The organism is Paenibacillus sp. PvP094, assembly GCF_040546835.1.
GTDB lineage: Bacteria > Bacillota > Bacilli > Paenibacillales > Paenibacillaceae > Paenibacillus > Paenibacillus illinoisensis.
This window is the reverse complement of the sequence record NZ_JBEPOM010000001.1, coordinates 6,248,017-6,267,129: the sequence shown is the minus strand read 5'-3', so window position 1 is coordinate 6,267,129 and position 19,113 is coordinate 6,248,017. Positions and strand designations below refer to the sequence as shown.

Genomic DNA, 19,113 nt, shown 5'->3' with positions numbered 1-19,113 from the left:
ATTGGCAAAGGCAAGCAGTCAAGGTTTGACTGGAAGACAAAAAGCAGCAATTTTGTTGATTACACTAGGTCCGGAAGTGTCGGCACAAATCTTCAAACATCTGCGTGATGAGGAGATTGAACAATTAACATTGGAGATTGCCAATGTTCGCAAAGTTGATGCTTCCGAAAAAGATATGATTATGGCGGAATTTCACCAGATCTGTCTGGCTCAGGAATACATCTCTCAAGGCGGTATTACTTACGCAAGAGAAATATTGGAGAAAGCACTTGGATCGCAAAAAGCACTTGAAGTTATTAATCGTTTGACAGCTACGCTGCAGGTTAGACCATTTGACTTTGCACGCAAAGCCGATCCAAACCAAATATTAAACTTTATTCAAAACGAAAGTCCACAGACGATTGCCTTGGTACTATCCTACCTGCAATTCGAGCAGGCAGCAGCAATTCTATCCTCATTGCCTCAGGAGAAGCAGGCTGATGTTGCACGAAGAGTCGCTGTCATGGACAGCACCTCCCCTGAGGTTATCTCTCAGGTGGAACGTGTATTGGAACAAAAGTTGTCGTCAACGGTTACACAGGATTATACAAACGCAGGCGGCATCGAGTCGATCGTACAGATTTTGAATGGGGTCGACCGGGGTACGGAACGTACCATTTTGGATTCTCTGGAAATTCAGGATCCGGAACTTGCCGAAGAAATCAAAAAACGCATGTTTGTATTCGAAGATATTGTCAACGTGGACGATCGTTCAATTCAACGTATCATCCGCGATATCGACAACGCAGACTTGCAGCTTGCACTCAAAGTGGCGAGCGAAGAAGTTCGCGATGCAGTGTTCCGCAACATGTCCAAACGGATGTCCGAGACATTCAAGGAAGAAATGGAATTCATGGGACCTGTTCGGTTGCGTGATGTGGAAGAAGCCCAGACTCGTATCGTAGGAACGATCCGCAGACTGGAAGAAGCTGGTGAGATCATTATCGCTCGCGGCGGAGGAGATGATATCATTGTCTAATTTGATTAAATCTTTCCAGTATGTGCCGGTTGATGACCGCAAACGTCTTGAAAATCATCATCATTATGGTGGTCCTGAAACTGAAGGAACAGATAGTGAAGTAGAAGGTGCAGAGACAGAGGCGTTACAGGCTCGTGTAGACGAAGAAACTAAACGTCTGACTGCGGAGATGCTGGAGGATGCCAAGGAGTTTGCAGAAAAGCAGGTACGCGAAGCTTCCGAGGAAGCGGAACGCATGCTTAAAGAAGCCCGTGAGCAGATCGATACCTGGTGGCAGGAACAGCGTCAGCAGGATGAACATTTAATTGAAGCGATGCGCTCACAAGGTTTTCAGCAGGGTTTTGATGAAGGCAAAGTACAAGCTGAACTGGATCTCCAAGTGCAGATCGAACAGATGATGAAAGAAGCCCAGGAAGTACTGCAAGAGGCTTATGTAGCAAAAGATCAAATTATCCAGGAAGCAGAGCCTTTCCTTGTAGAGCTGGCATGCGGAATTGCAGAGAAGGTTATTGATAAGCAGCTCACTGTTGAACCAGAGCATACTCTCGAACTGATTCGTCAGAATCTGTCACGGAAACGTGAACAAGGAATGATTGCCTTGTGTGTAGCACCAGAGCAGTTTGCGTTTGTACAAGCTGCGCGTGAGGAGTTGTCCTTATCGATCGACTCACAGGCCGAACTTCAAATATTGCCTGATGCAACGGTGAAAGACAAAGGGTGTGTCATTCGCTCATCGTTTGGCAGCGTCGATGCCCGTATTGATACACAACTTTCTGAAATAAAAAAAGAACTGATCCGCATAGCACTTGAGGATGAGGGGCGAAAAAATCAACATGAAGGTTCTTAGTTCACAGCGTTACATGGAGCACTTACGCCAATTTGATCCTGTTCGGGTTAATGGTAAGGTCACACAGGTTATCGGGCTGATGGTTGAATCCGAAGGTCCTGACGCAAGCATCGGTGACGTATGCTACATCTACCCGGGTAAATCAGAGAAGCCGATTCAAGCAGAAGTGGTTGGTTTCCGGGATAACAAAGTGCTACTGATGCCTTTGGGTGAATTGCAATCGATTGGTCCGGGGTGTGATGTCGTAGGTACCGGGAAGCCGCTTGGAGTTCAGGTTGGTTCAGAGCTGCTGGGCAAAGTGCTTGATGGACTTGGTCAACCTCTGGATGGATCGCTGCTGCCTTCAAGAATGCCGATGTTCTCCACATCGAATAAACCTGTGAATCCGATGGAACGGCCGCGTGTACTGGAAACCATGGGTGTAGGCGTTAGAGCGATTGACGGTCTGTTGACCGTTGGTAAAGGTCAGCGGGTTGGTATTTTTGCCGGATCGGGTGTGGGTAAGAGTACATTGATGGGCATGATTGCTCGCAATACGGCAGCTGATGTAAATGTTATTGCACTCGTAGGTGAACGGGGACGCGAGGTTCGTGATTTTATTGAGCGAGATCTGGGGCCGGAAGGGCTGGAACGCTCGGTGGTCATCGTTGCTACTTCAGACCAACCTGCATTGATTCGAATTAAGGGGGCAGTCATTGCCACCACGATAGCGGAATATTTCAGGGACAGAGGCATGAATGTCATGTTGATGATGGATTCCGTTACTCGTTATGCCATGGCTCAAAGGGAAGTTGGACTTGCTGTAGGTGAACCTCCAGCGATGAGAGGTTACACACCTTCTGTATTTGCGAGTTTGCCTAAATTGCTGGAACGTGCAGGGACGGGGCCGACCGGCTCCATAACAGCATTTTACACGGTGCTCGTCGATGGTGACGATATGAATGAACCGATAGCGGATGCCGTTAGAGGAATTCTGGACGGTCACATTGTGCTGAATCGGTCCATCGCGAACAAAGGGCATTTTCCGGCAATCGATGTGCTCGCAAGCATTAGTCGTGTCATGAAAGATATTGCGCCTGAAGAGCAGCTGGAAGCCGTTAATAATATGAAGCGATTGATGGCCGTCTATAAAGAATCCGAAGATTTGATCAACATTGGGGCTTATCAAAGAGGGTCGAATGCAGCTATTGATGAAGCGATGGATCAGATCGAAAGCATATGGAACTTTACCAAGCAAAAAGTGGACGAAAAAGTAACGCTGAGTGAAGTGCAGGAACGTTTGATTCTTGAATTTGCAAGGAGATGAAAGGTTAAGCGATGAAATTTCGATATCATTTCCAGAAGGTAGTTGACCTGAAAAGCAATGAAAAAACACAAGCGGAGTGGATGTTATCCACAGCAATCGGCAAACTTCAAACAGAAGAAGAACACCTTCTACAACTTATGAATGATAAAAACGAACTGATTAGTGTCATTCAATCCGCAACGGAGAGCACAGCTTCTGTATCCAGTCTGCAAGAAATGCAGCGATACGTGTATCACCTGGATGAGTGCATCTCCAAAAAAAATACGGATGTTAAACACGCTCAGGTCAATGTGCAGCGGAATCAGACGTTCTTGAACGGTAAGATGGTTGATGAAAAAGTGTGGCTTGAAGCGAGAGACAAAGCCAAGATCAAATTTCAGCAGGAGATGCTCCTCCGGGAACAGAACGATCTGGACGAGATGGCTACTGTACGCTTCGCTGCAAAGGCCGGACGCGCAATCTGATGGGCTTCGCAAGCGAAGTTGTCTCGTGAAGGAGGAATGAAATAATGGCTGTTAAAGACACAGATATCGAGAAAGAGTCAGGCGGCGGTTGGGAAAAGTTTCTGATGATTTCAATCCCGATTGTCTTCACCGTAGTGTTGCTCGGTGTACTGCTGACCTTATTTAATGTAGATATTCGCAATAACATGCTTGAGCTAGCTAACAAAATTCCGGTAGTCAAGAATTGGGTCCCTGATCCTGTTCTGGATCCTGAAAAAGAAAAGCTGGACGAAAGCGAAAAGCAAGTTGAGAGTGCTGAAGCAACAATCGAAAAGTTGAAGTCTCAAGTAGCAGCTAAAGAAACAGAGCTACAGGCAGCAAAAGAGGCTACTACGGCAGAAGCAAAAAAAGCAAGCGATCTTCAAGCGAAATTGGATGAAGCAGAAAAAGCGGCGGAAACGGCGGCTGCCGAAGTTCCGGAGACCGAATCTGATTATCAGAAGCAGATTAAGGATTTGGCCAAAATGTACGCAGACATGAGTCCAAGCAAAGCGGCACCGATTTTACAGAACATGACCAATGAAGAAATGGTGCTTCTTTTGAGTGCGATGCAGTCGACTGCCCGTACGAAAGTGTTGGAGAAAATGGATCCGAAAACGGCGGCAGATGTCACGATGATGATGAAGGATGCAAAACCATCTGGAGATCTGGCACTGGATGCGCTGCAATCCAGATTGAAGAAAGAAACGGCAGCAACTACAACAACATCAACTACCAATTCGAAAAACCTGGACAAAACCCAGCTCAGCCAAACGTTCTCTTCGATGTCAGCCTCAAGCGGAGCAAAATTGCTGCTAGAGACGTATAAACTCAGTCCAGATAAAACATTGACCATTTTAAACTCGGTAGACGATGCTACACGCTCACAATTACTTGAGAATATGTCTACAGAGAATTCAGCTGAAACAGCGAAAATCTTAAACCGGTTAATGGGAAATAAGTAGGTAGAACGCTCTTAATCCGAAAGGAGGTGAAACAAATGTCAATCGTATACCAAATGACCTCAGTATCCACTTCAAAGACAACAGGAGCAGCACAAACTTCGTCTGGAACGCAATCTAAAGGTGGGGTTACAGGGACCGATGGTGGTTTTTTGCAAACACTGGCACAGTCATTGAATAGTACCACTTCGGAAGAAAACAACTCGGCTACTGCTGGGGGTTTAACTGTAAATCCGTTAGCTATAGCCCTTGCAACTAGTGAAGAAGGGGAAGAAACGTCTCTTACAGCTGTTCTGGACTCGTTGTTTGGTGACTTGGATTCGTTAGATGAAGTTTTGGAAAATGACCCGACATTACTGGCAGAATTGCAAAATATGATTCAACAGCTGTATGCCCAATTAAACGGTGCTTCCGTTGAAACCGAAAAAGCGGATGGAACAGTAAATGTGCAAACAAACGTTAACGCTACTGCGGTGATGGATCTTACTGAACACCCGGCTGCAGTTCGCTTTGTGCTGCAGGATGTACTTACTCAGTTGGTTGCAAGTATGACTGAACCAGATAGTCCTATAGCCAAAAATACAGCTGAGTTTAAGCAGTTGCTTCAAACCCTCCAGAATCAGCTGCAGGAGGCTGGAGTTGATCTGAGCAGCAATAAAGGATGGACAGAACTTAAAGCTATCGTTGATTCCATGGATTCATTAAAAGATCAAGGTGTACAAACCAAAGCTACTCCATCTACGGAGAAAGAATTGACTGCAATTTCGTCTTCTACCAAAGAGCTTAAAGTGACAGGTGAAACAGATGTGAACACTTCGTCGACTGCAAGTGAAGGTGGAGAAATGGATCATTCGAAGGTGATTACAGCCGGTGAGTTATCCATGCGTACTTCGGGCACAGCGGTTGCTAAGCCAGCTGAACCTGTAATGCAGGCATCACAGTTTGCAAAGGAAATGACGCAATTTGTGGTGAATAAGCTGGATATCGTGCAGCAAAAAGGCTTTTCAGAAGCTACGATCTCACTTCGACCAGAACATCTGGGTAAGCTGGATGTACAGATTACCTTGCAGAACGGACAATTGGTTGCACGCTTCATGACTGAACATGCGATGGCGAAGGATATGCTTGAACAGCAAATGACACAGCTTCGTACCTCGCTTCAATCCCAAGGTATACAAGTGGAGAGAATCGAAGTCACTCAGAGCAGCTCCCTAGGTTCTGAGATGTATCATGACGGCGGACGCCAGCAAGGAAATAACTCGCAGGATCAGCGCCGTTCACGGGAACGTGAAGAGCAAACAGATGATGCAATAACTACGGCAAACCTTCAGGAAGAACTGAGGAATTGGCGCAGTGAAAATGAGGAAGGAAACGACTTCCAGGGAGGCTCGTTTACTGCTAAAGCTTAACTAGAAATGAGGTGAAAATATTGGCTACTGAAATTGTTTCTACCAATAATACATGGCCGAACTACTCGGCTTCGAACACGGCAACAACTAGTGCAGCTACCAAGGAGTTAGGGAAGGATCAGTTTCTCAAAATACTAATCACCCAACTTCAAAACCAGGATCCGATGCAGCCTATGGAGGATAAGGAATTTATTGCTCAAATGGCACAGTTCAGTTCGGTTGAACAGCTTGTTAACATTTCGTCGCAGCTCAAAACGCTGAATCAGTCTCTTGGTGCGGTTTCAAGCATGATCGGACGGGAAATCAGCTGGCTTTCTTCTAATAAAGAAGACAGCGGAACGCTTCGTCAGGGAATTGTTGATTCGATCATCGTACGGGATGGTGTACAGTACGCTAAAGTGGGCGAAGACGAAATCGAGCTGAATGAAATTATCCAGGTTTCGAATCCCGCTCCAATCGAGGAAGAAGCATCCCAAGATCAGAGTACTGTTGATGGTTCAACACCAGTGAGCGAAAGCGAGGAAGCTAAAACATCAGGTCAAGATAGTGGGAACACGTTATGAGTGAACGAATAACGGTAGGACAACTATATACAGGCCCAGTAACACCGAACTTGCTTAATCGCACTAAACAGAGTGAAGCAGCAATCACTCCAGAAAGACCTTTTGCCCAAGTGCTAGAGGATAATCTCCTTAAGCTAAGCAACCATGCAGCCAAAAGATTGGAACAGCGTGGAATTGAGCTGAAAAGTGAGCAGATGCAGCAGATTGGAACGGCACTGGACAAGGCTGCGGCCAAAGGTGCTAAAGAATCTCTGATCCTGATGCAGGATATGGCTTTTATCGTCAATGTCAAGAATCGTACTGTAGTCACAGCTATGGATAGCGAAAGCATGAAGGATAACGTGTTTACACAAATCGATAGTGCAGTAATCATATCTTAACCGGCTGGCCCTTCTCGGGAGCCGGAACACCGCTGACCGACTGATGCGGTAACCAAATTAAGGCTGGGAGGATTTATAATCATGTTGAAATCGATGTACTCTGGCGTTTCCGGGATGCGGGGTTTTCAAACCAAACTAGATGTCATTGGTAATAATATCGCAAACGTAAACACCGTTGGCTTCAAAGGAAGTCGGGTTATGTTCAAAGATATTATGAGCCAAACAACGGCGGGAGTAACAGCGCCAGGAGATGAAAACGGTGGTGTAAATGCAAAACAAATCGGATTAGGTGTATCCGTTGGTTCGATTGATACGCTGCATCTAGCGGGAAGTCCAATGACCACGAACAATCCAACCGACTTGCGTCTTAACGGTGATGGTTTCTTCCTGGTAACACTTGGCGGAGAGCAAGAAGTTCCTTTCTTGACTCGTGCAGGAGATTTCCATGTGGATGCTAACCGTAACCTTGTAACTTCAGACGGTTTGTTCGTTGTGGATAGTGGTGGCGAGCCAATCACTCTGGATGATACCGTAGTTTCGTTCACCATTGGTCAAGATGGAATCATCAACCAAACGATGGATGATGGTACAACTGAAGCTGGTGCACAACTGGGGATCGGTAAAGTAACCAACCCGGAAGGTCTGGAAAAGATCGGTGGTAACTTGTACCGCATTACTGCAAATGCCAATGCTGATGGCGAATTCGAAATTGTAACAGCGAACAGCACCGAATTTGGAACAGGCGCGGTTATTGCAGGCCAACTGGAAATGTCCAATGTGGATTTGACGGGTGAGTTTACAGAGATGATTGTCGCTCAACGTGGTTTCCAGGCGAACTCACGGATCATCACAACATCCGATGAAGTGCTTCAGGAAGTTGTTAACCTGAAACGTTAATAGCTGATTAGAAAGTTTTAATGCGTGGAGGAGCTCGCTCCTCCACATTGATCGAGAGGGGGCTTAGCATGATTTCGGTAACGCGGTTAAATGGTTCTCCCATGTGGTTAAATGCGCTGATGGTAGAGATTGTAGAAGAAACGCCGGATACGTATATTACTCTGGTAACTGGTAAGAGACTGATTGTCCTTGAAAAGGCAGATGAAGTCATTTCCAAAATCAAAGATTACAACCGTGAAATCGGGGTTCAGGCAGCCACTATCAAAGTGCAGCAAACGGAGGAATCCTGATGAAAAAGATGATGCCCTGGCTGGCAACGATTTTGCTTGCCATAACACTCATTGTGGTGGTTGTGTTTGTATTTATGCAAGGACAGACGGGTAACAAAGCTGAAACAGACGTAGCTTCGGCTGCTGAAGTCAAAAAGATGACTGCCGATGAAATTGTCGAGGTTACTTCCGAGATTACCGACATCAAAACCAATTTGGCAGACACCAATCACATTGTACAAGTCAACCTGGCTTTTAAAATGGCTGACGCTACAGCAAAAGAAGATTTCGAGAAAATTAAAGAAATTACCGTAAAACCAATTATTGTTCAGACTTTTGCGGATGCACAGCCAGAAGAGTTAAAAACAGCCAAGGGACGTTCTCAGTTTAATGAAAAACTGACGAAACTGATCAATGAAGCATTGCCTGAACCGAAGCTGAGCAGCACGAACTTTACTTATTTTTTGATGGCATCAATGTAATGAACAGAGCACGCTGTAAAACGGTAAGGGGGTGAGAACATGGTGGATGTATTATCACAAAATGAGATTGATGCCCTATTAGCAGCACTTTCCTCAGGTGAGATGGATGCCGAGGAATTAAAAAAGGAAGAAACTCAGAAAAAAATTAGATCGTATGATTTTAAACGGGCGGTTCGCTTTTCCAAAGATCACATCCGAAGTTTGACTCGAATTCACGAGAACTTTGCACGCTTTCTCACCACTTATTTTTCAGCCCAATTACGGACATTCGTTCAAATTAACGTCGTTCAGGTCGAACAGTTGCCTTATGATGAATTTATTCGTTCAATCCCTAAAATGACGATATTAAACATATTTGAAGCAGAACCGTTGCAAGGACGAATGGTGCTGGAGGTCCACCCCAATGTTGGTTATGCGATGTTGGATCGATTGCTGGGTGGTACGGGAAGTGCGCCGACTAAAATAGCTTCAATGACTGAAATAGAAACGACAATTATGGAGCGGATCTTTAGCCGAGCGTTCGAAAGTTTGCAGGAAGCTTGGAAAACAGTGCTCGACATATCGCCGAGAATGGAAGCACTGGAGACGAATCCACAGTTTATGCAGATCGTATCACCCAACGAAACGATTGCCTTGATCTCGCTGAGCACCAAAATCGGTGACACTACGGGCATGATCAATTTGTGTATCCCGCATGTCGTTCTTGAACCTATTATGTCAAGGCTGTCGACACATCAGTGGTTTGTTTCAGAGAAGAAAACAAGAGCGCCGGAAGAATACGATGCCCTTAGAGAACGTGTGAACAAAGCCAAATTGCCAGTTGTTGCAGAACTGGGTGAATCCAGAATTTCGATCTCGGAATTCCTTGGTCTTTCGGTCGGCGATGTCATTACGTTGAACAAACCGGTTGATGAGGGATTATCCATCAAAGTGGGCGACAGGTTGAAGTATATGGGCAGTCCGGGAACGATAAAAGACCGTGTGGCTGTACAAATAGATAAGATTGTCACCGAAGGAGTTGAAGAATTTGACGAGTAAGGATTATTTGTCCCAGGAAGAAATCGATGCTTTGCTCCGGCAATCCGAATCAATGGGTAGCACGGAACCTGCTGAAAAAACAGTTGATGATTTTCTGACTGAGCTGGAACAAGATGCATTGGGGGAGATCGGTAATATTACGTTTGGTAGCGCAGCGACAGCACTGTCCACGCTATTAGGATTAAAAGTAGATATTACAACACCGAAGGTATCCATTATCAGCCGTTCGCAATTCGAAGAAGCGTTTCCCAAGCCACATGTTGCAGTACATGTCAATTATGTAGATGGATTTGAAGGGATCAATTCACTAGTTATCAAAAAGCGCGATGCACAAGTAATTGCTGATCTGATGCTTGGAGGCGAAGGCAATCCTGCGGATGAAGAGCTGAATGAGATCCATATTAGTGCAGTACAGGAAGCAATGAACCAAATGATGGGTTCATCAGCAACCTCTATGTCTACGATTTTCAACCGATTTGTGAATATCTCTCCGCCAGGCATTGATATTCTCAATATGGAGAGTGGCGAGGGTGTAAGCAGTCTGCCGCATGACGAAACGTTGATTCAAGTATCGTTTCGCCTCCTGATTGGTGATCTGATTGACTCCAATCTGATGCAGCTTTTGCCTGTTGATTTCGCCAAACACATGGTGGATATGTTGATCGGCGGAGCACAAGAATCAACGGCTAATGCACCTGTGACAACACCAGCGGCGGCAGCTCCACCTGTGGCGCCGGAGCAACCACCGGTTCAACAGCAAATGCCTCCACAGGCGCCTCAACAGCCTGCTCCAGACTATAATGGTTATGGACAGGCACCAATGGGTATGCCGCAAGGAATGCCGCCACAACAGCCTTACGGGATGCCACCACAGCAACCGTATGGTGCACCACAACACTACGGCGGTATGCCAAACAGGAATGTGAATGTACAACCCGTCCAGTTCGCCAATTTGCAAAATGGGGCTTACGGTCAGGTGGACGAAAATAATTTGAATTTATTGATGGACATTCCCCTTAAAGTCACCGTAGAATTAGGAAGGACCCAGAAGCAAATTAAGGATATATTGGAACTCTCACAAGGTTCAATTGTCGAGCTGGATAAACTGGCCGGCGAACCTGTCGATATTTTGGTCAATAACAAACTGATCGCTAAGGGAGAAGTCGTCGTTATCGATGAAAACTTTGGTGTTCGTGTTATAGATATCGTAAGCCAATGGGACCGAATTCAGAAATTACAATAAGCACAATTTAGGGAGGACTTGAATCAAGATGGCAAACCGAATTTTAGTCGTGGACGACGCTGCGTTTATGAGAATGATGATCCGGGACATTTTGTCCAAAAACGGATATGAGGTCGTTGGCGAGGCTCAGGATGGAGCACAAGCAATTGAGAAATTTAAGGAACTTCGTCCTGATCTGATCACGATGGATATTACCATGCCTGAGATGGATGGTATTGCAGCACTGAAAGAAATCAAAAAAATCGATGCGAACGCTAAAGTCATTATGTGTTCAGCTATGGGACAACAAGCGATGGTAATTGATGCGATTCAGGCTGGTGCCAAAGATTTCATCGTTAAGCCATTCCAGTCTGACCGGGTCATCGAAGCGATCAGCAAAACGCTGGGAGTTTAAGACACATGATGATGGCGCAGGGTGATACTCCTGGAGGAGCTGACATTGGGACCAACTATTATTTTCAGCTTGTATGGGTGATTGTCGTCCTGGCCGTCATCTTGGTCCTTATCGTCTACCTGCTCCGCTTTTTGAACAAACGGAATCAGCAGTGGTTCCGAAGTGGCACAGTCCGCATTTTGGGTGGTGTGGGGCTGGGGCCGAACAAGTCACTTCAGATCATAGAAATTGGTGGCAATGTTTATCTGGTCGGTGTTGGCGAAAATATACAATTGCTAGACAAAATTTCAGATTTGGAAGAGGCACAGAGAATTGTTGATTCATTTGAGAGAGAAGCTTCTTCACAACAGGGAAGCCTTTCACCATTAATCAACAAGTTGGCATCCCGCTTCCGTAAGCAAGAACCACCAAGGGAAATGGAACTTGAGGATACAGCCTCTTTTCACGAGCTATTCGAGTCGAAGCTACGGCAGATGCCTAACCGAAAAGAAAAGATGGACAAGCTCCTGGAAGAAGACAATACTACAGATCGGTCGAGGGATTCATGAAGAAAAAGATTTGGCTAGCATGTTGTTTGATGGGGCTTATCAGCCTGGCATCTGTGACGGTTGCCTTTGCCGAACCGATACCGAACATCGATATCCAAATCGGAAGCGGAGATGGAGGAACACCAAGTACGAGTTCTCTGTCCATAATACTGTTAATTACGGTGTTAAGTATAGCGCCTGCAATACTGGTATTAATGACCAGCTTCACCCGAATTGTTATCGTTCTCGGTTTTATACGGACATCCTTGGGGACACAACAAATGCCACCCAATCAGGTGCTTGTCGGTTTAGCGCTCTTCCTGACACTGTTTATCATGTCACCGACGCTGTCTTCCATTAATCAGGTAGCTCTTCAGCCTTATCTCAAAGGAGACATTACGCAAACGGAAGCGCTTGAAAAGGCACAAGATCCCATTAAGAAATTTATGTTCTCCCACACAAGGGAGAAAGATTTACTGCTTTTTATGAAATATAATCAGACCGAAAAACCAGAAACATATCAAGATATACCGATCACTGTCATGGTGCCAGCGTATGCAATCAGTGAATTAAAGACAGCATTCCAGATGGGATTCATGATTTTCATTCCGTTTCTAGTCATAGACATTGTGGTTGCAAGTACACTCATGGCTATGGGGATGATGATGCTACCACCGGTCATGATCTCATTACCTTTTAAGATATTGCTATTTGTCCTTGTGGACGGTTGGTATCTTGTAGTGAAGTCACTGTTGCTGAGCTTTAACACATGAGCAGGAAAGTTGAAGGAGGACGGTCATGACTTCAGAATTTGTTATAGGTCTGGCCGGGAAAGCAGTATATACGTCGCTGCTGGCTAGCGCACCCATGCTTATACTTGCTCTAGTTGTGGGTCTCATTATCAGTGTATTTCAAGCAACGACCCAAATTCAGGAGCAGACATTAGCCTTTGTACCGAAAATTATTGCCGTTCTTCTGGCAGTGCTCTTATTCGGACCTTGGATCTTGAATATTTTGGTAGATTTCACGTATAACATTCTCGATAATTTATACAGATATATAGGGTAGGCTTTCGCACATGGAGACATTGTTGCAAAGTTTTCCTGTCGCTCTGCTTATGTTTTGTCGAATTGCATCATTTTTTGTAACTGCTCCAGTATTCTCAGCTCGAAATGTGCCGAATTCCATTAAGGTTGGTCTTTCGGCATTTGTAACATTAACGGTTTATGTAGTTTATGGCATGAATCAGGAAGTGCCTACCGATCTGAGTTACATTCTGTTGATTATCCGGGAGATATTAATAGGATTGCTGCTAGGTTTCGTAGCCTATCTGATCATGACAGCCGTGCAGACGGCGGGAACATTCATTGATCTTCAGATTGGCTTTGGTATGGCGAATGTATTTGATCCGATGACGGGTGCTTCTGCACCGCTGACAGGTAATTTCAAATATGCTTTTGCTATGCTGCTTTTCCTGACGATGAATGGACACCACTACCTTCTGGACGCCATTGTGTACAGCTATCGCTGGATACCTTTATCCAATGCCTTTTTCATACGATTGGCTGACGGTAGTATTGCTGAGTTTCTCGTTCGTACGTTAGGTGAGGCCTTTATGCTTGCCTTCCAAATGTCGGCACCCATTGTAGTGGCTTTGTTTTTGACGGATGTGGGATTGGGTTTCTTGGCTAAAACTGCTCCTCAATTCAATGTGTTTGCTGTCGGTATGCCGTTAAAGGTCCTGGTGGGAATCGCCATATTGCTTTTGATGGTTCCGAGCTTCGCCTTTGTATTTAGCCAATTGTTCGAAGCGATGTTTAGATCTATGGAAAAGTTGCTTGGAACGATTGGACAGAGGCCGGGCTAAAGGAAACGGAGGACAGGATTTAAATGAAATTTCAACTTGACCTTCAGTTATTCGCAGGGGAGAAGACGGAGAAAGCCACCCCGAAAAAAAGGCAGGATACCCGCAAAAAGGGACAGGTTGTTAAAAGTATGGAGATCTCTGGAGCATCCATTCTCCTGTTCACCTTTTTAATCATGATGGTTTTCAGTGATTTTTACAAAGAACGCATTGTTCGGTTATTTACAGATATCTTTATAAATCGGCTGAGCTTGGAGATTACCGGCGAAAATGTAATGGCGCTTATGATGCGCTATGGCATTGAAGTTATGCTGCTGCTAGCACCCGTACTGATAGGTGCGGCGGTGGTTGCCTTGATCGTCAATTATATGCAGGTTGGTTTTCTACTTGTGGGAGAAGGATTGAAGCCAAAGCTTGAGAAGCTTGATCCAATCAAAGGTTTCAAAAACATTTTCTCACTCCGTTCATTAGTAGAGTTTGCAAAATCCATTTTGAAAATGTCGATTATCGGTTATCTAGTCTACAGTACGATTACAAGTTATCAATCGGATATTGCTTCACTTTCTCATTTTTCTTTGGATGCCATATTACATTTTTCGGCTTCAATCACCCTCAATCTGGGTGTCAAAATTGCTGTGGCCTTAATGGTACTCGCAGTGTTCGACTATATGTATCAGAAATATGATTACGAGAAAAACATTCGGATGTCCAAACAGGACATCAAGGACGAGTACAAAAAAATGGAAGGTGACCCGCTGATCAAGGGTAAAATCAGGGAACGTCAGCGTCGCATGGCTGTACAGCGCATGATGCAGGAGGTTCCAAATGCAGATGTGATTATCACAAACCCGACGCACTTCGCCGTAGCGCTGAAGTATGAAGGGTCTGAGATGGAAGCACCTCAGATTATTGCCAAAGGTCAGGATTACGTCGCCTTGCGCATCAGGGAGATTGCCAAAGAGCACGGTGTCATTACAATGGAAAACAAGCCGCTGGCACGGGCATTGTTCCAGAGGGCCGAGATTGGCGACGCCATACCGGCTGATTTGTTTCAAGCGGTAGCCGAAGTGCTGGCTTATGTATATAAATTAAAGGGCAGAACGAAATAAAAGGGATCGGAGGCCGTACATTCATTGAAAACAAAAGATATTGCTGTCCTTGCGGGTATCATTGGCATTGTGTTGATGATGATTCTCCCGATCCCAACCTGGTTGTTGGACATGCTGCTTGTTGTCAACATTTCACTTGCATTAATGATATTGCTCGTAGCGATGAACAGCAAGGAAGCGTTGCAATTCTCCATCTTTCCGGCATTATTGTTGATTACTACACTGTTTCGCCTAGCATTAAATATTTCAACAACAAAGCTGATCCTTGGAGAAGGAGACGCCGGGTCTGTCGTAGCTACCTTTGGTAGCTGGATCGCAGGCGGTCAAATTGCTATTGGTTTCATCGTCTTCCTCATACTGGTCGTTGTTCAGTTTATCGTTATCACCAAGGGTTCGGAACGTGTAGCTGAAGTTGCAGCACGGTTTACACTCGATGCGATGCCTGGTAAACAGATGAGTATTGATGCGGACTTAAATGCAGGCTTGATCAATGAACAACAGGCCCGTGAGCGACGTTCCAAAATTGAGAGAGAGGCTGACTTCTACGGTGCAATGGACGGTGCGAGTAAATTCGTAAAAGGAGACGCGATCGCGAGTATTATCATCTTGCTGATCAATCTCATTGGTGGATTTATTATCGGTATGACCGTACATGGTCTCTCGTTTGCAGATGCGTTGTCCACCTATTCTGTATTAACAATCGGGGATGGATTGGTCAGTCAGATTCCTGCACTTCTGATTTCTACAGCAGCGGGTCTTATCGTCACTAGAGCGTCATCCGAAGGTAACTTGGCAGATGATATTACGGGGCAGTTGTTTACATACCCGACGCTCATATATATTGTAGCTTTTGTAATAGCAATGCTTGGTTTCTTCACTCCAATTCACGCCATTACGACCATACCTTTGGCAGGTATACTGGCTTTTGCCGCATGGAGAATGCAAAATACGCTGAAATCCAAACAAGAGGCAGAAGAACAGATGGAGGAGGAACAACAGATCGAAGAGGTTAGAAGTCCTGAAAGTGTAATTAACTTGCTTCAGGTTGATCCAATCGAGTTCGAGTTTGGTTACGGTTTGATTCCTCTGGCCGATAACCAGCAGGGCGGAGATCTACTGGATCGGATTATTATGATACGTAGGCAATGTGCGCTTGAATTAGGGCTTGTTGTCCCAGTTATTCGGATTCGAGACAATATTCAATTGAGACCTAATGAGTATGTCATTAAGATCAAGGGTAATGTGGTGGGTGGCGGTGAATTGCTGCTTAATCATTATCTGGCTATGAGCCCGGGGTACGAAGAAGAATCTGTGACAGGAATTGAAACTACGGAACCGGCTTTTGGCCTTCCAGCTCTATGGATCGACGAAGTGACCAAAGACCGAGCTGAGCTTGCTGGTTACACCGTTGTGGATCCGCCATCCGTGGTGGCTACCCATCTGACGGAACTGATTAAGAAACACGCACATGAACTTCTCGGCCGACAAGAGACGAAGGCGCTTGTGGACAATCTCAGAGAGAACTATGCTGCACTTGTCGATGAACTGATTCCATCAATTTTGGGCATTGGGGATGTACAGAAAGTGCTGGCAAAACTTCTGCGTGAGAAAATTTCCATCCGGGATATGGTCACAATTTTCGAGACACTGGCTGACTATGGGACGTATACCAAAGACCCTGATGTTCTGACAGAGTACGTAAGACAATCGCTTTCCCGTCAAATTACCCAACAGTTCTCCCAAAAAGGGGAAACACTTAGAGTGATTACCGTTGGGCCTGGATTGGAAAAGAAAATTGCTGAAAGTGTACAACAATCCGATCAAGGAAGTTACCTTGCACTGGATCCTGCGTCTACACAAAGTGTGTATCAAAAATTGACCGAGCAGGTCAATCGATTAATCCAATCAGGTCAACAACCTGTCGTATTAACTTCTCCAACCATTCGTATGTACCTGCGTCAAGTCATTGAACGTACCATGCAGGACATACCGGTGCTTTCCTATAGTGAGTTGGAACCGAATGTTGAAATCCAAAGTGTCGGAGTGGTGAACTTATGAGAGTAAAACAATATATTGTTGAGACCATGCCCGAAGCTATGCTTCAAATTCGGAAAGACCTGGGGAGTAACGCTGTCATTCTGTCCACCAAAGAAATTAAGGTGGGCGGAATGATGGGAATGTTTCGCAAAAAGAGAATTGAAGTTGTAGCTGCGGTTGAAGAGGAAGATAAAAAAGAAGCCAAGAAGCAGATACAGAATCAAGTTGCGTCAGTGCCTCGTTCGTATGTTCCTGAAGCGTACAGGCAGACGGCCCGTTCATTTGTGAACGAAGCGAGTGAATCGGAATCTGCTGCTCAGGTTGTTGAGCAATACGCCGATGAAAAACGTAAGGAAACCGCTGCTCATGCTGAATCGATGAACATTGATTCAGATAGAGGGCGCGGTAAATTTGAGTCAAGCACGGATTATAAACCGCGACCGGAAGGGGCGGATTTTTCGGGTTCATCGTCTCCTTCCGTGCAGGAACCAAACAAACAGGGCCAACAAGAACTGATGTCTGAACTGAAAGAACTCAAAAAGATGATGACTCAATTATCTAGACAGAATGAATTGGCTGACCCTGTACCTGAAGCGTTTCTTTTTCTTAAAGAGCGGCTGAGTAATCAAGAGGTGCGGACGGAAGTTTTTGAGTCATGGTTTGAAACGGTTCAGACGCAGTTGAATGCTAAAGAGCTGGACGAAAATGAGATTGTTCAAACCGTTCAGAAACAGATTTTAACGTTTCTGGAGGAACGTATCGATGCGGGGATATTGCCTGGCACTCGTATTGTTTATGTGGCTGGACCTACAGGTGTGGGGAAAACAACAACCATTGCCAAACTGGCGGCTGAGCAGATGTTTAAGCATCATCGGAAAGTGGGATTCATTACATCGGATACGTACCGTATATCAGCAGTAGAACAACTTAGAACGTACGCTTCCATTTTGAATGTTCCACTTGAGGTTGTACAGTCTCCAGGAGATACACAACGAGCTATATCTCGTTTGCAGGATTGTGACCTGATCTTCATGGATACTGCAGGAAGAAATTATAGAAACGAATTGCTCGTTTCTGAGTTGCAAAGCCTGCTTGCACCAGTAGAGAACAGTGAAACCTTTCTCGTCATGAGCATGACTTCCAAAAGCGCGGACATGTTTGAAATTACCGAACATTTCAGCAAGTACGGGTTGGATAAAATCATTTTCACCAAGATGGACGAAACGGGCACTTGTGGTCCAATGATTAATCTGCTGCATCACTTCCCGTTGAAACTTGCCTATGTGACCAATGGACAGAATGTTCCGGATGACTTGCTCAAACCAGATCCGGCTTCATTGACTAAACAATTGCTGGGAGAACTCGCAAAATGAAGGACCAGGCAGCCTCTCTTCGAAGTTTGGTGTCAGCACCGAGCGGATTGGACAAAACCCAGCGCAGTGGCCGCTCCTCGAAAATCTTAACGATTGCTAGCGGCAAAGGTGGGGTAGGGAAATCCAATTTCACGTTGAACTTTGCCCTTGCGCTGCAAACGTTGGGCAGGAAGGTACTCGTATTTGACGCAGATATCGGTATGGCTAATATTGATGTCCTTATGGGGACTTCATCTCCCTATAATCTGTATCATTTATTGTATCGGCAGAAGTCCATACAGGAAATCATTCAGCTTGGTGCGAATGGACTACCTTACATTGCCGGTGGATCTGGCATGAAAGAGTTATTTTCGTTGTCGGACCGTGATTTGGAATTTTTTGCAGAGCAAGTGGAAATGGTTGCGCAGGAAATGGACTATGTCATATTTGATACTGGAGCGGGGCTCTCCCGCGAGAATATGAAGTTTATTGGTGCAGCTGACGAATGTATGATTATAACCACACCTGAACCCACGTCCATAACAGATGCATATGCACTGGTTAAAGTGATGCATGGTCAGGAAAATGCTACACCTTTTCGGATGATCGTTAACCGTGTTGAAAATGAACAGGAGTCGGAACAGGTGGCGGACAAAATAGCAGGAGTAGCCAAGCGGTTTTTGCAAACGGATATCCCCCTGCTTGGGTATGTTTCAGAAGATCCGAATGTTGTTAAAGCGGTGAAGAGACAAGTGCCCTACAGCTTGGCTTATCCCCATTCAAAGGCTTCCAGAGACATACAGCGACTCGCCCTTCGCTATTTGGCTGAACCTGGGGTTAACGAAGCCGGAACCTTGACAGGAATCAGGGGATTTATGAAAAAGTGGCTTAGGAAGACAACATGATTCTTGAATAAAGGAAACAGAGGTGGACA

22 protein-coding genes are annotated in these 19,113 nt (G+C 45.3%); all 22 read left to right on the top strand.

Annotated features, from left to right (window positions below; all coding sequences use genetic code 11):
- Position 1 precedes the first annotated feature (1 nt).
- Positions 2 to 1,018, top strand: coding sequence for a flagellar motor switch protein FliG (gene fliG, locus ABIC22_RS28315; RefSeq protein ID WP_095287832.1), 1,017 nt, complete (start codon positions 2 to 4; stop codon positions 1,016 to 1,018).
- Positions 1,011 to 1,865: a FliH/SctL family protein gene (locus tag ABIC22_RS28310; protein ID WP_354485409.1), complete on the top strand. Its 855-nt coding sequence runs from the start codon at positions 1,011 to 1,013 to the stop codon at positions 1,863 to 1,865. The genes fliG and ABIC22_RS28310 overlap by 8 nt, the downstream gene beginning before the upstream one ends.
- Positions 1,852 to 3,171: a flagellar protein export ATPase FliI gene (fliI, locus tag ABIC22_RS28305; RefSeq protein WP_095287830.1), complete on the top strand. Its 1,320-nt coding sequence runs from the start codon at positions 1,852 to 1,854 to the stop codon at positions 3,169 to 3,171. Before ABIC22_RS28310 ends, fliI begins: the two co-directional genes overlap by 14 nt.
- An 11-nt stretch (positions 3,172 to 3,182) precedes the next feature.
- Complete coding sequence (fliJ, locus tag ABIC22_RS28300; protein WP_127536262.1) at positions 3,183 to 3,635, top strand: flagellar export protein FliJ; 453 nt, start codon at positions 3,183 to 3,185, stop codon at positions 3,633 to 3,635.
- A gap of 44 nt (positions 3,636 to 3,679) precedes the next feature.
- The gene (locus ABIC22_RS28295) at positions 3,680 to 4,618 is read left to right on the top strand and encodes a MotE family protein (RefSeq protein WP_127536261.1); all 939 of its coding nucleotides are present in this window, start codon (positions 3,680 to 3,682) and stop codon (positions 4,616 to 4,618) included.
- Positions 4,619 to 4,653: 35 nt separating this feature from the next.
- Complete coding sequence (locus ABIC22_RS28290) at positions 4,654 to 6,024, top strand: flagellar hook-length control protein FliK (protein ID WP_354485407.1); 1,371 nt, start codon at positions 4,654 to 4,656, stop codon at positions 6,022 to 6,024.
- A gap of 20 nt (positions 6,025 to 6,044) precedes the next feature.
- Positions 6,045 to 6,587 carry a flagellar hook capping FlgD N-terminal domain-containing protein gene (locus tag ABIC22_RS28285; protein WP_127536259.1) on the top strand — a complete coding sequence of 181 codons (543 nt, stop codon included), beginning with the start codon at positions 6,045 to 6,047 and terminating at the stop codon, positions 6,585 to 6,587.
- Complete coding sequence (locus ABIC22_RS28280; protein ID WP_127536258.1) at positions 6,584 to 6,967, top strand: TIGR02530 family flagellar biosynthesis protein; 384 nt, start codon at positions 6,584 to 6,586, stop codon at positions 6,965 to 6,967. Before ABIC22_RS28285 ends, ABIC22_RS28280 begins: the two co-directional genes overlap by 4 nt.
- 81 nt (positions 6,968 to 7,048) lie before the next feature.
- The gene (flgG, locus tag ABIC22_RS28275) at positions 7,049 to 7,864 is read left to right on the top strand and encodes a flagellar basal body rod protein FlgG (RefSeq protein ID WP_095358621.1); all 816 of its coding nucleotides are present in this window, start codon (positions 7,049 to 7,051) and stop codon (positions 7,862 to 7,864) included.
- A 68-nt stretch (positions 7,865 to 7,932) separates the two neighbouring features.
- Positions 7,933 to 8,154 (top strand): flagellar FlbD family protein, encoded by a 222-nt coding sequence (locus tag ABIC22_RS28270; RefSeq protein ID WP_024630220.1) that lies wholly within the window; start codon positions 7,933 to 7,935, stop codon positions 8,152 to 8,154.
- Positions 8,154 to 8,615 (top strand): flagellar basal body-associated FliL family protein, encoded by a 462-nt coding sequence (locus ABIC22_RS28265; RefSeq protein WP_127536257.1) that lies wholly within the window; start codon positions 8,154 to 8,156, stop codon positions 8,613 to 8,615. Before ABIC22_RS28270 ends, ABIC22_RS28265 begins: the two co-directional genes overlap by 1 nt.
- A gap of 39 nt (positions 8,616 to 8,654) precedes the next feature.
- Positions 8,655 to 9,653, top strand: coding sequence for a flagellar motor switch protein FliM (gene fliM / locus ABIC22_RS28260; RefSeq protein WP_095287822.1), 999 nt, complete (start codon positions 8,655 to 8,657; stop codon positions 9,651 to 9,653).
- Positions 9,643 to 10,896 (top strand): flagellar motor switch phosphatase FliY, encoded by a 1,254-nt coding sequence (gene fliY / locus ABIC22_RS28255; RefSeq protein WP_354485403.1) that lies wholly within the window; start codon positions 9,643 to 9,645, stop codon positions 10,894 to 10,896. Before fliM ends, fliY begins: the two co-directional genes overlap by 11 nt.
- A 28-nt stretch (positions 10,897 to 10,924) precedes the next feature.
- Positions 10,925 to 11,290: a response regulator gene (locus tag ABIC22_RS28250; RefSeq protein ID WP_095287820.1), complete on the top strand. Its 366-nt coding sequence runs from the start codon at positions 10,925 to 10,927 to the stop codon at positions 11,288 to 11,290.
- A gap of 11 nt (positions 11,291 to 11,301) precedes the next feature.
- On the top strand, positions 11,302 to 11,838 hold the full coding sequence (locus tag ABIC22_RS28245; protein WP_246058098.1) for a flagellar biosynthetic protein FliO: 537 nt from the start codon (positions 11,302 to 11,304) through the stop codon (positions 11,836 to 11,838).
- A complete protein-coding gene (gene fliP / locus ABIC22_RS28240) occupies positions 11,835 to 12,590 on the top strand; it encodes a flagellar type III secretion system pore protein FliP (RefSeq protein ID WP_095358618.1) in 756 nt (251 codons plus the stop codon). The genes ABIC22_RS28245 and fliP overlap by 4 nt, the downstream gene beginning before the upstream one ends.
- Before the next feature lie 25 nt (positions 12,591 to 12,615).
- Positions 12,616 to 12,885 (top strand): flagellar biosynthesis protein FliQ, encoded by a 270-nt coding sequence (gene fliQ / locus ABIC22_RS28235; RefSeq protein ID WP_095358617.1) that lies wholly within the window; start codon positions 12,616 to 12,618, stop codon positions 12,883 to 12,885.
- 10 nt (positions 12,886 to 12,895) lie between these two features.
- Complete coding sequence (fliR, locus tag ABIC22_RS28230) at positions 12,896 to 13,684, top strand: flagellar biosynthetic protein FliR (protein WP_127536254.1); 789 nt, start codon at positions 12,896 to 12,898, stop codon at positions 13,682 to 13,684.
- A 23-nt stretch (positions 13,685 to 13,707) separates the two neighbouring features.
- Positions 13,708 to 14,790, top strand: coding sequence for a flagellar biosynthesis protein FlhB (gene flhB, locus ABIC22_RS28225; protein ID WP_127536253.1), 1,083 nt, complete (start codon positions 13,708 to 13,710; stop codon positions 14,788 to 14,790).
- Positions 14,791 to 14,814: 24 nt separating this feature from the next.
- Entirely contained in the window at positions 14,815 to 16,848 is a 2,034-nt protein-coding gene (gene flhA / locus ABIC22_RS28220; RefSeq protein WP_193721920.1) for a flagellar biosynthesis protein FlhA, read from the top strand.
- Positions 16,845 to 18,200: a flagellar biosynthesis GTPase FlhF gene (gene flhF / locus ABIC22_RS28215; protein ID WP_354485397.1), complete on the top strand. Its 1,356-nt coding sequence runs from the start codon at positions 16,845 to 16,847 to the stop codon at positions 18,198 to 18,200. Before flhA ends, flhF begins: the two co-directional genes overlap by 4 nt.
- On the top strand, positions 18,197 to 19,084 hold the full coding sequence (locus ABIC22_RS28210) for a MinD/ParA family protein (protein WP_127536250.1): 888 nt from the start codon (positions 18,197 to 18,199) through the stop codon (positions 19,082 to 19,084). The genes flhF and ABIC22_RS28210 overlap by 4 nt, the downstream gene beginning before the upstream one ends.
- Positions 19,085 to 19,113 lie beyond the last annotated feature (29 nt).

Coding starts and splice junctions, on each gene's coding strand:
- flhB (WP_127536253.1), top strand. CDS start 13,708: ATGAAATTTCAACTTGACCTTCAGTTATTCGCAGGGGAGAAGACGGAG.
- ABIC22_RS28295 (WP_127536261.1), top strand. CDS start 3,680: ATGGCTGTTAAAGACACAGATATCGAGAAAGAGTCAGGCGGCGGTTGG.
- ABIC22_RS28245 (WP_246058098.1), top strand. CDS start 11,302: ATGGCGCAGGGTGATACTCCTGGAGGAGCTGACATTGGGACCAACTAT.
- flgG (WP_095358621.1), top strand. CDS start 7,049: ATGTTGAAATCGATGTACTCTGGCGTTTCCGGGATGCGGGGTTTTCAA.
- ABIC22_RS28210 (WP_127536250.1), top strand. CDS start 18,197: ATGAAGGACCAGGCAGCCTCTCTTCGAAGTTTGGTGTCAGCACCGAGC.
- flhF (WP_354485397.1), top strand. CDS start 16,845: ATGAGAGTAAAACAATATATTGTTGAGACCATGCCCGAAGCTATGCTT.
- ABIC22_RS28270 (WP_024630220.1), top strand. CDS start 7,933: ATGATTTCGGTAACGCGGTTAAATGGTTCTCCCATGTGGTTAAATGCG.
- ABIC22_RS28265 (WP_127536257.1), top strand. CDS start 8,154: ATGAAAAAGATGATGCCCTGGCTGGCAACGATTTTGCTTGCCATAACA.
- fliJ (WP_127536262.1), top strand. CDS start 3,183: ATGAAATTTCGATATCATTTCCAGAAGGTAGTTGACCTGAAAAGCAAT.
- fliP (WP_095358618.1), top strand. CDS start 11,835: ATGAAGAAAAAGATTTGGCTAGCATGTTGTTTGATGGGGCTTATCAGC.
- fliR (WP_127536254.1), top strand. CDS start 12,896: ATGGAGACATTGTTGCAAAGTTTTCCTGTCGCTCTGCTTATGTTTTGT.
- ABIC22_RS28280 (WP_127536258.1), top strand. CDS start 6,584: ATGAGTGAACGAATAACGGTAGGACAACTATATACAGGCCCAGTAACA.
- ABIC22_RS28290 (WP_354485407.1), top strand. CDS start 4,654: ATGTCAATCGTATACCAAATGACCTCAGTATCCACTTCAAAGACAACA.
- ABIC22_RS28250 (WP_095287820.1), top strand. CDS start 10,925: ATGGCAAACCGAATTTTAGTCGTGGACGACGCTGCGTTTATGAGAATG.
- fliQ (WP_095358617.1), top strand. CDS start 12,616: ATGACTTCAGAATTTGTTATAGGTCTGGCCGGGAAAGCAGTATATACG.
- fliM (WP_095287822.1), top strand. CDS start 8,655: ATGGTGGATGTATTATCACAAAATGAGATTGATGCCCTATTAGCAGCA.
- fliI (WP_095287830.1), top strand. CDS start 1,852: ATGAAGGTTCTTAGTTCACAGCGTTACATGGAGCACTTACGCCAATTT.